Origin of the sequence: Kribbella sp. NBC_00359 (genome assembly GCF_036097425.1) — a bacterium.
Classification (GTDB): Bacteria; Actinomycetota; Actinomycetes; order Propionibacteriales; family Kribbellaceae; genus Kribbella.
Window position 1 is genome coordinate 7567685 of record NZ_CP107975.1, and the last position, 12967, is coordinate 7580651.

The 12967-nt window shown below is 67.5% G+C and carries 16 protein-coding genes; 4 read left to right on the forward strand and 12 right to left on the reverse strand.

Annotated features, from left to right (window positions below; all coding sequences use genetic code 11):
- Positions 1-10: 10 nt before the first annotated feature.
- From OG876_RS36815 to OG876_RS36835, 5 genes are all read right to left on the reverse strand, one after another.
- Entirely contained in the window at positions 11-895 is an 885-nt protein-coding gene (locus tag OG876_RS36815; protein ID WP_328521326.1) for a carbohydrate ABC transporter permease, read from the reverse strand.
- Positions 895-1857, reverse strand: coding sequence for a carbohydrate ABC transporter permease (locus tag OG876_RS36820; RefSeq protein WP_328521327.1), 963 nt, complete (start codon positions 1855-1857; stop codon positions 895-897). The genes OG876_RS36815 and OG876_RS36820 overlap by 1 nt, the downstream gene beginning before the upstream one ends.
- Positions 1854-3140, reverse strand: a complete 1287-nt coding sequence (locus OG876_RS36825) for an ABC transporter substrate-binding protein (protein ID WP_328521328.1) — start codon at positions 3138-3140, stop codon at positions 1854-1856. Before OG876_RS36825 ends, OG876_RS36820 begins: the two co-directional genes overlap by 4 nt.
- 268 nt (positions 3141-3408) lie before the next feature.
- Positions 3409-5544 (reverse strand): 3-hydroxyacyl-CoA dehydrogenase NAD-binding domain-containing protein, encoded by a 2136-nt coding sequence (locus OG876_RS36830; protein WP_328521329.1) that lies wholly within the window; start codon positions 5542-5544, stop codon positions 3409-3411.
- Positions 5541-6761, reverse strand: a complete 1221-nt coding sequence (locus OG876_RS36835) for an acetyl-CoA C-acetyltransferase (protein ID WP_328521330.1) — start codon at positions 6759-6761, stop codon at positions 5541-5543. Before OG876_RS36835 ends, OG876_RS36830 begins: the two co-directional genes overlap by 4 nt.
- A gap of 84 nt (positions 6762-6845) precedes the next feature.
- On the opposite strand from OG876_RS36835, the gene OG876_RS36840 reads away from it, so the two are divergent.
- On the forward strand, positions 6846-7598 hold the full coding sequence (locus tag OG876_RS36840) for a MerR family transcriptional regulator (RefSeq protein ID WP_328521331.1): 753 nt from the start codon (positions 6846-6848) through the stop codon (positions 7596-7598).
- Between the two features lie 23 nt (positions 7599-7621).
- Here the strand turns inward: OG876_RS36840 and OG876_RS36845 are convergent, their stop codons facing one another.
- The 7 genes from OG876_RS36845 to OG876_RS36875 form a co-directional block, all read right to left on the reverse strand.
- Positions 7622-7849 carry a hypothetical protein gene (locus tag OG876_RS36845; protein ID WP_328521332.1) on the reverse strand — a complete coding sequence of 76 codons (228 nt, stop codon included), beginning with the start codon at positions 7847-7849 and terminating at the stop codon, positions 7622-7624.
- Positions 7850-7965: 116 nt separating this feature from the next.
- Positions 7966-8499 (reverse strand): ABC transporter permease subunit, encoded by a 534-nt coding sequence (locus tag OG876_RS36850; RefSeq protein WP_328521333.1) that lies wholly within the window; start codon positions 8497-8499, stop codon positions 7966-7968.
- Between the two features lie 106 nt (positions 8500-8605).
- The gene (locus tag OG876_RS36855) at positions 8606-9040 is read right to left on the reverse strand and encodes an ABC transporter permease subunit (protein WP_328521334.1); all 435 of its coding nucleotides are present in this window, start codon (positions 9038-9040) and stop codon (positions 8606-8608) included.
- Positions 9037-9210, reverse strand: a complete 174-nt coding sequence (locus tag OG876_RS36860; protein WP_328521335.1) for a hypothetical protein — start codon at positions 9208-9210, stop codon at positions 9037-9039. Before OG876_RS36860 ends, OG876_RS36855 begins: the two co-directional genes overlap by 4 nt.
- Positions 9211-9287: 77 nt before the next feature.
- Positions 9288-9554 carry a DUF6510 family protein gene (locus OG876_RS36865; RefSeq protein ID WP_328521336.1) on the reverse strand — a complete coding sequence of 89 codons (267 nt, stop codon included), beginning with the start codon at positions 9552-9554 and terminating at the stop codon, positions 9288-9290.
- On the reverse strand, positions 9551-10303 hold the full coding sequence (locus tag OG876_RS36870; RefSeq protein ID WP_328521337.1) for a ferredoxin reductase: 753 nt from the start codon (positions 10301-10303) through the stop codon (positions 9551-9553). The genes OG876_RS36865 and OG876_RS36870 overlap by 4 nt, the downstream gene beginning before the upstream one ends.
- Positions 10273-10869, reverse strand: a complete 597-nt coding sequence (locus OG876_RS36875) for a molybdopterin-dependent oxidoreductase (RefSeq protein ID WP_328521338.1) — start codon at positions 10867-10869, stop codon at positions 10273-10275. The genes OG876_RS36870 and OG876_RS36875 overlap by 31 nt, the downstream gene beginning before the upstream one ends.
- 206 nt (positions 10870-11075) lie before the next feature.
- Between OG876_RS36875 and OG876_RS36880 the strand changes: the two genes are divergently transcribed.
- The 3 genes from OG876_RS36880 to OG876_RS36890 all read left to right on the forward strand — a co-directional run bounded on the left by OG876_RS36880 (position 11076) and on the right by OG876_RS36890 (position 12848).
- Positions 11076-11210 carry a hypothetical protein gene (locus OG876_RS36880; protein ID WP_328521339.1) on the forward strand — a complete coding sequence of 45 codons (135 nt, stop codon included), beginning with the start codon at positions 11076-11078 and terminating at the stop codon, positions 11208-11210.
- 133 nt (positions 11211-11343) lie between these two features.
- Positions 11344-12117, forward strand: a complete 774-nt coding sequence (locus tag OG876_RS36885) for an ANTAR domain-containing protein (RefSeq protein ID WP_328521340.1) — start codon at positions 11344-11346, stop codon at positions 12115-12117.
- 26 nt (positions 12118-12143) lie between these two features.
- The gene (locus OG876_RS36890) at positions 12144-12848 is read left to right on the forward strand and encodes a GAF and ANTAR domain-containing protein (protein ID WP_328521341.1); all 705 of its coding nucleotides are present in this window, start codon (positions 12144-12146) and stop codon (positions 12846-12848) included.
- Positions 12849-12967: the final 119 nt, after the last annotated feature.

Below are 12967 nucleotides of genomic sequence, written 5' to 3' on the forward strand. Positions count from 1 at the left end.
CGGTGTCCTTTCAGTCTTTGATGCCGGATTGGGTTACGCCTTGGATCAGGTAGCGCTGGAGGAAGGCGAAGATCAGGACCAGCGGGAGGATCGAGACCGCTACCGCCATGAAGAGTTCGTGGATGTTGATGGTTTGGGCGGTGACGAAGGTGGACATCGCGACCTGGACCGTCCACGAGGAGGAGTCCTGGCCGATCACCAGCGGCCACAGGAAGGAGTTCCAGTTGGCGATGAAGGTGATCGCGGCGAGGGCGGCGAAGAACGGCAGGGAGTTCGGTACGACGATCCGCCAGAAGACACCGAAATAGCCGGCACCGTCAACGCGGGCCGCCTCCTCCAGTTCCTTCGGGAAGCCCAGGAAATACTGACGGAACAAGAACGCCGCGAACCCGCTGAACAACGTCGGGATGATCAGACCACGCAACGACGAGACCCATCCGAGCGACGACACCACGATGAAGCTCGGGATGAACGTCACCGCGGCCGGGATCATCAGGGTCGCGACGATCGCGTAGAAGATCTTGTCCGCGTGCCGGTACGGGATGCGCGCCAGCCCGTACCCCGCCATCGATGCCAACAGCAACTGTCCCCCGGTCCCGAGGACGGCCACGACGGCGGAGTTGTACAGCGCCCGCGCCATCGGCACCTCGGTGTCGTTGAACAGCTCACTGATGTTGCTCCACTGCAGATGCGAGGGGAACAACGTCCACGAAGGCGCGGTGATGTCGGCCTCGGTGGACAGCGCGTTGCGGAGAATCAGGTAGAACGGGATCAGGAACAGCACCACCGCGATGAACAGCGCGATCCAGCGCAGCACCATCCCGACCCGGCCCATGACGCTCTGGCTGAAGCCGATCGGCTGTGGGGTTCCCGTCGTACGCTCGGCGACAGCCATCAGTCACCTGCCTTTCCGAAGCCGAAGATCCGGCCCTGCAGCAGTGTCACGACCATGATGATGACCGCCAGGATGAGCGCGCCGGCGGAGCCGTGGCCGAGATCCTGGATCGTGCCCAACGAGATCCCGTACAGGTAGACCAGCGGCGGCCGCGCGTAGTTCACGTTGCCGATCAGGTTGTAGAACTCGTCGAACGCCTGGTACGCCGCGATCAGATTGAGGATCAGTACGGCGACCGACGTCGCCCGCAGCTGCGGCAACGTGATGTACCGGAACACCTGCCACCCGGGTTTCGCCCCATCGACGTACGCCGCCTCGTACAACGTCGGCGAGATCCGTTGCAGTCCGGCGATGAACAGGATCATGTAGAACCCGAGCTGTAGCCACAGCCGCACGGTGACGATCGGAAGCCAGTACCACGGCGGATCGACCGTCGACAGCCACGCGATCCCGTCGATGCCGAACCAGCCGAGGATCGTGTTCGCCAAGCCGAACCGGACCCCGTTGAAGATCGACAACCGCCAGATCAGCGACGCGACCACATACGAGCACGCGGTCGGCAGGAAGAACACGGACCGGAAGAACGCCCGCGCGATCTTCACCTGGTTGACCAGCAACGCCAGCGCCAGCGAGAGCACGAACGTCAGCGGCACGATGAACACCGCGAAGATCGTGAATGTGCCGAGGCTGGACAGGAAGTTGTGGTCGGTGAGCATGTCGATGTAGTTCTGCAGCCCGACGAACTTCGACGGCGTGACCGTGTTGTAGGCCTCGAAGAAGCTGAGGATCAGGCTCCAGATGATCGGCAGGTAGGAGAAGATCAACAGCCCCAGCACGAACGGGCCGACGAACACCCAGAACCACAGGGTGTTCCCGGCGATCCCCTTGCGCCGCCGCGTCCCCCGCCGTTCACCAGTGACGGCGGGGTCCACGGCCCGGGCGGTTTTGACCGGAGCGCTCATCCGAACAACCGGGACAGTTCGGCGTTGACGGTCTTCTCGGCTTTGCTGATCTCGGCGGCGGGGTCGGCTCCCTTCTTGATGATGTTGGTGAGCATGTCACCGAACGCCGTACCCATCTTCGGGGTCCAGGCCGGGTTGTCGGTGTGCCCGTAATCCTCGTTCAGCTTGACCGTGTCGGCCGCGACGCCGCTCTGCAGCTTCGAAGCCTTGGCGGCGAGGCTCTTCCGCGGCGGGATGTGGAAGCCGTAGTTCAGCGACCAGTCCTCCTGGAAGTCCGCCTTGTCGAGCCACAGCCACTTCACGTACTTCTTCGCCGCGTCGATGTTCGCGCTCTTCGCGGACACGAACTGGGTCCAGCCGCCGGAGTACACGGCCGGCTTGCTCTGCGCGTCGAGCTTCGGGAACGGGATCACGCCGATGTCGTCACCCAAGGCCTTCTGCATACCGGGCACCGCCCACATGCCGATCCACTGCATCGCGACCAGGCCCTGGTTGATCGCGCTCGGATCCCACCAGTCCGTCGGCGCGCCGAGCAGGATGCTCTTGCTCGCATACAACTCGTGCAGCTTCCCGAAGGCCTGGGCCGCGCGGGCGTCGGTGAAGCCGGGCTTGTTGTCGTCGGTCAGGTAGGAGCCACCCGAGGACCACAGTGCCGGCCCACCCATGGCATTGCCGCCGTCGTTGCCGACGAACATGCCCTTCACCTTGTTCGTGGTCAGTTCCTTCGAGGCGGCGATCAGGTCATCGATCGTCTCCGGCGGCTTGATGCCGGCCTTGTCCAGCAGCGACTTGCGGTAGTAGATGACCTGCGGGTCGATGATCATCCGGATGCCGTAGATCTTGCCGTCGACGGTGTTGGTGGCCAGGTCGCCGGGCAGGAAGTCGTCCTTCACGTCGGCCATGATGTCGTCCAGCGGCACGACCTGGTTGCTCTTCACCATGCCGATGTTGAGCTGGCTCTCGAACACGTCGGGGCCCTTGCTGGACAGCAGACCGGACGAGAGCTTGGCGCCGTAGTCACCCGGCGTCCACTGCACGGCGACGTTCGCGTCGGTGTAGGCCTTGGCGTACCTCGCCGCCGCCTGCTGGGTGCCGGCTTCGCCGTACTGGTGGTACCACTGGGCCAGATTGACCTTCGCTCCGCCTCCACTGGCGCCTGACGAGGCCGGCCGGCCGGTATTGCCTCCGCAGGCCGCGGTGAATGCGGCGAGGGCGGCCAGACCACCGGTCCGCTTGAGCAGGTCCCGCCGGGTCAGACCGGCATTCGGAACATGAGCAGGCATGAATTCCACCTTCCCGGGGAGCAACGCCGCAGGGGTACGGCGCCAGGGGTTCCGAGTTACTTAACGGTGTTAAGCATCTCTGATTTCGCACACGGTACAGCTACAGCGAACAGCGCAACAGACTTCGGCCCGAAGGTACCGGTACCCGTCAAGTCAATCGTTGTAGAAGTGGCAGCACCATGACGCAAAAGCGCGCCCGGCGCAAGACCGGGCGCGCTGTTCTTTGTTCGATTCTGTGGAGTTTGCTTGAGTTGATATCGCTCCGTGATCAGCCGAAGATCTCGCCGGCCGCCGCCATGCGCAGCAGCAGCGCCGGCGGCTCGAAACGACGGCCGTACGACGCTGCCAGTGCATGGGATCGCTCGACGAAAGCCTTCAATCCGTAGGCGTTGACGTACTGCAACGCGCCTCCGTGCAGCGGTGGAAAACCGATTCCGAAAATCGAGCCGATGTTCGCGTCGGCGACGGAGCGTAGTACTCCTTCGTCGAGGCATTTGACCGTCTCGAGCGACATCGCGAAGATCATCCGCTCCTGCAGATCGATCAGTGGCACCTCGGCGTCATGCGCGAAGTGCTCCCACAGTCCTGGCCACAAGCGTTTCGGCCCGTCGGCCGGATAGTCGTAGAACCCCGCACCGGCAGCCTTCCCGCGGCGGTCGAACTCGTTGACGAGCCGATCCGTCACCGCCATCCCCGGGTGGTCGTCGAACGCGCCCGCGCTGTCGCCCGCCGCCTTGGCCGCGTCCCGGATCTTCTGCGGGAGCGTCAGCGTGACCTCGTCCAGCATCGCCAGCGGCGGCGCCGGGAAGCCCGCCTGGGTCGCGGCCCGCTCGATCGTGACCGGATCGATGCCTTCGGCGACCATCGCCGCGCCTTCCATCACCAGCGTGCCGAACACGCGCGAGGTGAAGAAGCCCCGGCTGTCGTTGACCACGATCGGCGTCTTCTTGATCTGCCGGACCACGTCGTACGCCTTGGCGATCGTGCGGTCCGAGGTCTTCTCCCCCACGATCAGCTCAACCAGCGGCATCCGGTCGACCGGCGAGAAGAAGTGCATGCCGACGAAGTCGTCCGGCCGGTCGATGCCGTCGGCGAGCGAGGTGATCGGCAGGGTCGAGGTGTTCGAGCAGAGCACCGCATCCGGCTCGACCACACCGGCGATCTCGGCGAACACCTTCTGCTTGAGCTCCTCGCTCTCGAACACCGCCTCGATCACCAGGTCGCAGCCGGCCAGGTCGTTCGGATCCGCGGTCGGCGTGATCCGGCTGAGGAAGGCTTCCACATCAGCAGCGGAAAGACGTCCCTTCTGGACCTGCTTCGCAAGCAGCTTCTCGGAGTACGACTTGCCCTTCGACGCCGCGTCGAGCGAGACGTCCTTGAGTACGACCTCGATGCCCGCCTTCGCGCACACGTACGCGATCCCCGCGCCCATCATCCCGGCTCCGAGTACGCCGACCTTCCGGGCGGAGTAGCGAGGTACGCCGCTCGGCCGCGAAGCGCCGGCGTTGATCGCCTGCAGGTCGAAGAAGAACGCCTGGATCATGTTCTTCGCGATCTGCCCGGTCGCCAGCGAGACGAAGTACCGCGACTCGATCCGGGACGCGGTGGCGAAGTCGACCTGGCTGCCCTCGACCGCCGCGCTCATGATCGCCCGCGGCGCCGGGTACGGCGCGCCCTTCAACTGCTTGCGCAGGTTCGCCGGGAACGCCGGCAGGAACGCAGCCAGCTTCGGCGAGGCCGGCGTACCGCCCGGGATCTTGTAGCCGTCCCGATCCCACGGCTGCTTCGCGTCCCCGTCGTACGCCGCAATCCACCGGCGCGCCGCGTCGAGCAACTCGTCGGCCGGCACCACCTCGTCGACGATGCCGACGCTCAGAGCGTGCGCGGGCTTCATCCGCTGACCCTGCAGCAGGACCTTCATCAGCGCGTCCTGCAGGCCGAGCATCCGGACCGTGCGGGTCACCCCACCGCCGCCGGGCAGGAGACCGAGTGTCACCTCCGGTACGCCGATCTCGATCCGGCCGTCGTCGGCAACGATCCGGTGGTGGCACGCGAGCGCGATCTCGAGGCCGCCACCCAGAGCAGACCCGTTGATCGCGGCAACGACCGGGACGCCCAGTGTCTCCAGTGCCCGGAGCTGCCGCTTCACTTCCTCGACCGACTCGAACACCTCGGCAGCCTGCGAGGGCTGGATCTTGGACAGCATCTGGAGGTTGCCGCCGGCGAAGAAGGTGGACTTCGCACTGGTGATCACGACACCGCGCAGGGAATCCTTCTCGGCCTGCAGGCGCTCGACCACCGAGCCCATCGCCGCGAGGTACGTCTCGTTCATCGTGTTCGCCGACGCGCCGGGCTGGTCCATCGTCAGCGTGACGACACCCTCGTCAAGGTCCCAGGAGATCATGCGGCAAGCCTCTCGATGATCGTCGCGACGCCCATCCCGCCGCCGACGCACAGGGTGGCCAGTCCGTACCGGAGCTCGCGCCGCTCCAGTTCGTCCAGCAGGGTTCCGATCAGCATCGCGCCGGTCGCGCCGAGCGGGTGCCCGAGCGCGATCGCGCCGCCGTTCACGTTCACCTTCTCGTGCGGTACGCCGAGATCGGCCATGAAATGCAGGACGGCGGCCGCGAACGCCTCGTTCATCTCGAACAGGTCGATGTCGCCGGCCTCGAGCCCGGCCTTGGCCAGCGCCTTCCGGGCGGCCGGTGCCGGTCCGGTCAGCATGATGGTCGGGTCCGCGCCGCTCACCGCGGCCGCGACCACCCGGCCGCGGGGCGCCCGGCCGAGCGCCTCGCCGGCCTTCTCGTTGCCGATAGCAACCAGGGCGGCGCCGTCGACGATCCCGGACGAGTTGCCCGCGTGGTGCACGTGCTCGATCCGCTCGACCGTCAGGTACTTCTCCAGCGCGACCGCGTCGAACCCGCCGTGCTCCCCGATCGCCGCGAACGACGCGGGCAGCCCGGCGAGCGTCTCGACCGTCGTACCCGGCCGGACGAGCTGGTCATGGTCGAGGATCTGCAGGCCGTTGCGGTCGTTCACCGGCACCACGGAGCGGGCGAAGTACCCGTTGGCCCAGGCCTTCGCGGCGCGTGCGTGCGACTCGGCGGCGTACGTGTCGACGTCGGTGCGGGAGAAGCCGTCGAGGGTCGCGATCAGGTCCGCGCTGATGCCCTGCGGGATGAAGTTGGTCTGCAGCGCCGTCTCCGGGTCCATCGCCCAGGCGCCGCCGTCGGAGGCCATCGGCACCCGCGACATCGACTCGACGCCGCCCGCGAGGATGAAGTCCTCCCAGCCCGAACGGACCCGCTGGGCCGCCTGGTTCACGGCTTCCAGGCCGGAGGCGCAGAACCGGTTCAGCTGCACGCCACCGGTCGTCTCCGGATAGCCCGCGGCGAGGACCGCAGTCCGGGCGATGTCCATGCCCTGGTCGCCGATCGGTGTCACGACACCCAGGACGACGTCGTCGATGACGTCCGGATCCAGGTCGGGATGGCGGTTCCGTAGTTCGTGCAGAAGTCCGGTGATCAGCTGGATCGGCTTGACCTCGTACAGCGCGCCGGTCGGTTTGCCCTTGCCGCGGGGCGTGCGGATCGCGTCGTACAGGAAGGCTTCGTTACTCATGATGATCCTGTCGGTCGAGTCGTCTTCCAGATTGTGACAGTTCTGGTGTCACGATGGTCAAGGGGGCTGGCTATGATCTCCGCCATGTCGCAAGTCACGGGGGCAGGATCAGAAGGTCAGGGCGCGACCCTCACCGTCGACGAGCTGTCGGCGCGGGTCGGGATGACGGTACGGACGTTGCGGTTCTACGCCGGGCGCGGGCTGATCCCGCCGCCGATCCGGCGCGGACGGGTGGGGTACTACGGGCCGGAACACATCGCCCGGCTCGACCTGGTGCGTGAGTTGCAGGCTCACGGGTTCACGCTGTCCGCGATCGAGGGATACCTGGATCGCATCCCGACCAACGCGACCCCGCAGGACATCGCGCTGCACCGGACGCTGCTGACGCCGTGGATGCGGGACCTACCCGAGACCCTCGACCGCGCCGCGCTGGTACGCCGCACCGGACGCGAGCTGTCCGACGACGACATCGAGATGCTGGTCGCGCTCGGCGTAGTCGAACCGACGCCCGACGAGGACGTCTTCCAGGTGGCGACCGCCCACCTGAGCCTCGGAGTCGAGTTGCTCGACCTGGACTTGCCGGTCGAGGCAGTGCAGGACGCGGGGCGGATCTTCACCGAGCACGGCCGGGCGATCGCCGAAGAACTCACCGAGGTGTTCCGGAGCAAGGTCTGGCCGCACTACCGGGATTCGGGTGGACCGCCGGAGCACATCCAGCACCTGGTCGAGCGGTTCAAGCCGGTCACGATCCAGGGCCTCGTGCTCGCCTACGAACGCGCCGTCGGCGAAACCCAGCGCGACACCATCCGCCGCACCCAGAGCAAACAGCGCCGCTGACGAACCGCGCCATTGTTCCGCGGTCAGGGCTCGCCGGCATCGTCGTCGTGGTCGGCTCGCCGGTCCAGTTCGTAGCGCAGCCGGCGACGGTAGATCGCCAGCCGGAGGTTGAGGATCCTCGGCTCGCCGGCCGGCTGCCTGCTGAGGGTGACAAGTTTCTCGACGGCGGCCAGCGCCTCCGTCAGTTCCCCAGGCTTCCACGCGTCCAACTGATCCGAACGCGCCAGGCGCTCGAGATACTGCGAAGTCATCGCGGTCCACCCAACCCTCGCCAGAAGACACTCGGTGCCGAGGTCCAGGGCAGCCCTACCATCGCACCGTACTGCGGGTTGCTACTCCGGCACCAGGTCACGTCAGGATCAGGTCGTCACGCACGTCCGTGCGTCGTGCGGCTGCGGCGGGCCAGTGAGTCGACGCCGACCGCCAGGAGCAGAACGAGTCCGGTGACGAAGAAGCGGCACGACGAGTCGAGGCTGAGCAACGTCAGTCCGCTCGAGATCGACTGGATGACGAGCACGCCCAGCACGGCGGCGAACGCCGTACCCCGGCCGCCGAACAAGCTGGTGCCACCCATCACGGCGGCCGCGATCGCGTTGAGGTTGACGTCGCCGCCACCACTCGCCTGGTTGGCCGCGGCCAGCCTCGCCGCGCCCAGCACTCCACCGAACGCGGCGAGCGTCGTACAGATCACCAGGACGGACGCGTACACGAGCCGCACATTGATGCCCGCCCGCCGCGCCGCCTCGACGTTGCCACCGACTGCATAGACCGCCTTGCCCCACTTGGTCGACGTCAGCGCGTAGCGCAGCACCAGCGCCGCATGGAGGAAGCCGACGACGAAGAGCCCGGCCGCGGCGAGCAGCACGAACACGTAGGACAACCAGGCCGGGACGAAATTCAACTGGGCGAACTCGACCAGGCCGGAGTCGAACGGCAGGTTGACCGAGCCGCTCGCCCCGGTGCCTTCAGTTGCAGGCCGAGGAACGACGGCAACCCGGCCAGCGTGATCACGAACGTCGGGATGCCGACCCGGTTGAAGATCTCGGCGACAGCAGCCCGATCGCGCATCCCGTGACAAGCGCCAGCAGGACCGCGAGCCAGGCCGGCCAGCCTTCCTTCACGACCAGGATCGCCATGATCGCCGCGGACAGCCCGCTGATCGACCCGACGGACAGGTCGATCTGGCCGACCAGCAGCACGCAGACGATCCCGAGCGCGATGATGCCGACCGGGACGCACTCCATCAGCAGGTTCACCAGGTTCGTGCTGGACAGGAAGATCGGGTTCAGGATCTGCAGCACCACGCAGATCACCAGCAGCCCGGCGACGACCGGCACCATGCCGAGCTCGCCGGCCCGGACCCGATCCACCAACTCGGTCGCGGACCCGCGCAGGCCGGTCGCCTGCCGGAGCCGCTCGTCCGTCAGATCCGCTGTGGTCACTGGCCGACTCCTTCAACGCGGGCCGCGCGCTGGGAGACCACGTTGTCCCGAGCACCCGTGATCGCGGCAACGATCTCCTCCGACGACGTACTCTGCGCGTCGAACACGCCGTTGTTCCGGCCGAGACGCAGTACGACGACCTGATCGGCAACCGCGCGTACGTCGGCCATGTTGTGGCTGTGTGCGCGCTGTCAAGGTCCCGACACGCAAAGAAAACCCCCAGCCAGCTGGCTGGGGGCCGGAGCAGTTACGAGTTCGGGACGCGGAGGTAGGTCAGACCACGTAGATCGAGATAGGTGTCGTTGGGCGTGGAGACCACCCGAAGCAGGACGGCGTCGCAGCCGGAGCAGCGGGCGACCAGCCCGGGGGCGTCGACGTACAAGCGGGACTCGGCGAACACCGCGGTCTGCCCACAGCCGTCGCACCGGGTGATCGCCGCCGTCACGTCCATGGCGAACACCTCACTCATCGCACCGGCCGCGGCGTTGCCGTCAAGGTAAGTGGGCTCACTCATCGCTGGTCTCCTGTCGGTCCGAACCGCTCTGTTCTCACGTGAGCCGGGTCGTGCCCGGCCTCGACCAGCAGGTCCGCCACCGCCTCCACGAACGGCGTCGGCCCGCACACGTACGTCGTCGCCGCGTCCTCCGGCCGGAAGGCCAGCCCCTCGATCAGCTCGGCGTCGATCCGCCCGACGCGTGGCTCCCCAGCCGGCGCCTCACGCGTGTAGACGAGTCGTACGTCGACATCGTCCGACGCGGCCAGCTCCTTCAGGTCGGCCACGTAGATGACCGAGGCAGGACGGCGTACCGAATAGAGCAGCCGGACCTGCGTCGTACTGTCCGCGGCGGCGTGGGCGCGCATCATCGCGCGCAGCGGGACGATGCCCGATCCGCCGCCGATCAGCTGGACCGGACCGTCCTGCTCGGGTTTCCAGACGAACCACCCACCCACCGGACCGCGGATCTCCAGCGGGTCGCCGACCTTCACCACGTCGACCAGGTACGGCGACACCTCGCCGTCGGGCACCTGCTCGACGGTCAGCTCGATCGTGTCACCGGTCCACGCCGAGGCGATCGAGTACGAGCGCGAGGCGCGGTAGCCGTCCGGTGCGGTCAGCCGGACGTCGAGGTGCTGCCCGGCGAGGTGCCCGGGCCACTCCGGTACGTCGAGCACCAGCGTCCGTGCGGTCGCGGTCTCACGTCGTACGTCGGCGACCGTGGCCACCTGCCAGGTCAGTCGCCGGCGTATCGCTGTTCTTTCCATGGGTCTCCGTACTCGTGGTAGCCGGCCGTCTCCCAGAAGCCGAGGTCCTCGGTGTCGGACAGCACCAGGCCGCGCACCCACTTCGCGCTCTTCCAGAAGTACAGGTGTGGCACGAGCAGACGGGCCGGGCCACCGTGCTCAGGGTCCAGCGGCCCACCGTCGTACTCGTAGGCGATCCAGGCCTGGCCGTCGAGCAGGTCGTCCATCGGCAGGTTGGTCGTGTACCCGCCGTAACTGGTCGCGAGGGCGAAGTCCGCGCCGGTCTCGACGTCGGCGAGCAGGGTGTCGAGCGAGACGCCCTTCCAGTCCGTCTGCAGCTTCGACCACCGGGTCACGCAGTGGATGTCCTTGGTGATCTCCTCGGCCGGCAACGCGAGCAGCGCGGCCCAGTCCCACCGGTACATCTCCCCGCTCTCGGTGGTGACCGTGAACTCCCAGTGCTCGGTCCGGATGTGCGGCGTCGGTCCGGCCGACAGCACCGGGAAGTCCCGCGTCAGGTACTGCCCCGGCGGCAACTCCGACCCACCCCGCCGACGACCGGTGAAGCCAGGCGAAACGATGCCCATCACGACCTCCCTCAACATCCCTGAAGGCAGTCAATCACGGCACTCCTGGAACTCCCACCACTCCGGCGCCGATTTTCGTCACCCGGCGGCCCGACCCGCGCGAGCACCGCGCGCCGGGCCGCACACCGGACTAGAATTCCAACCCTGTGACGCTGCCCCGGACCTTCGGTAGCCTCGCGCGTCGCCACAGTCCGGGAGGTGCCCTGATGAGCGAGTGGTACGGCCTACGCCCGGCCGGCGTGAGCGAGAAGACCGCGCCGAGACGACCCGAAGCGCCGGCGGCGCCGGAGCCCGAGGTCGAGGTGCCGCCGCCGAGCGAGGAGCCAGTGGCGGAGGAGTGAGGTTCGCGGGGACCGGGTACAGGGTGATCCTGACAGACAGTTGGTGGCGCGCGTCGCGATGAACAGCGGTTCGGCAGTCCTGCCGCTAGAGTGGACCATCCGCCCGGCGGCGGTTCGAGTGTGGGCGGAATGGGTGGATCACGACCGCAGTGCCCGAGTGTGGGGGACGATCAGAGCCGTTGCCGACGGTAATGGCGCATCCCCGACGCTGTTGCATGCGGTGACCGCCTGCGCCGAGGTCTTGTCGGCCATCGGTGCCGGGCTGGCCATCACCGGTGACGGCGGGGTCCTGGAACCGCTGCTCGCCAGCGATCCCGAGGCCGGCGAACTCGAGGAACTGCAGTTCGCCCTCGGCGAAGGTCCCGGCCGCGACGCGATCCGCACCGACGCGCCGGTGCTGGAGTCGGACCTGGCCGGCGTCGCCGCCGGCCAGCGGTGGCCGGCGTTCGCGGCGGCGGGTTCCGAGCGGGGCGTGCGAGGGACCTTTGCGTTCCCCATCGGCGCCGGAGCCGCGAAGGTCGGCGTGCTGAGTGTCTACCGGCGACAGGTCGGCCCGCTCCGATCCGATCAGCTGGCCGACGCGCTGGTGTTCGCCGACGCCGTGTTCGTCCTCACCCTGGACCACCGCCATGGCCTCAGCGCCGACCTGGACGAGATGATCGAGGTCGCCTTCACCGCTCGTCGTGCCGAGGTGCACCAAGCCGCAGGACGGATCGCGGCCCAGCAGAGCATCAGCGTCACCGACGCGTTCGCGCGCCTGCGCGCACATGCCTACAGCAGCGGTCTTTCGCTGCAACAGGTCGCCACCGATGTCATGGCCGACCGCCTACGCCTGGAGAACGACCAGAACGGCGCCGCCGAGCTGGGTCCTGAACATGCCGAGACGGAAGAGGAAGAGGATTCATGAGCGCCTCTGACCGTAGAGTGCGGGAAGTGTTCATCGAACTGTCGGACACCCTCGTCGACGATTTCGACATCATCGAGTTCCTGGACCGCCTCGCGGCCCGGTGCAGCGAGTTGCTGGGGGTCTCGGCCTGCGGCATCCTGCTCGCCGACCACCACGGCGTCCTGAACCTCGTCGCGGCATCCAGCGAACAGGCGCGCCTGGTCGAGCTGACCCAGTTGCAGAATCTCGAAGGCCCGTGCCTGGACGCGTTCACCACCGGCCGTCCGGTCCAGCACGCCGATCTGCGGGACGCCCGCAGCACGTGGCCCCGCTTCACCAAGGCGGCCGTCGGCGCCGGGTATCTGTCGGTGCAGGCGATGCCCATGCGGCTGCGCGACACCGTCCTTGGCGCGGTGAATCTGTTCAGCAGGTCCACCGGGACGCTGGACGCGGACACGATCACCCTGGGGCAGGCGCTGGCCGACGCCGCCACCATCGGCATCGTGCACCAGCGCGCCCTGGCTCGGCAGGAGATCGTCACCGAGCAACTGCAGACTGCCCTCAACAGCCGGATCCTGATCGAGCAGGCCAAGGGGTTCCTGACCCACAGCCTGTCCGTCGACGTCGACGAGGCGTTCGCCATCATGCGGGCCTATGCCCGCGCCAACAACCGCCGGTTGACGGATGTCGCCGACGATGTCGTGCAGGGCCGCCTCACGATGCCCTGGCTCCAGTCCGCCAAACCCGAGTAGCTCGCGCTACCGGCGGTACACCCTGGCGCCCTGCCGGTTTGGTGGCTACGCTGAGGCCGCCTGTTCAGGTACGCCCCAGACCCTGGCGCCGGATGTGTCGCGCCCCTGGGAGGGGTTGG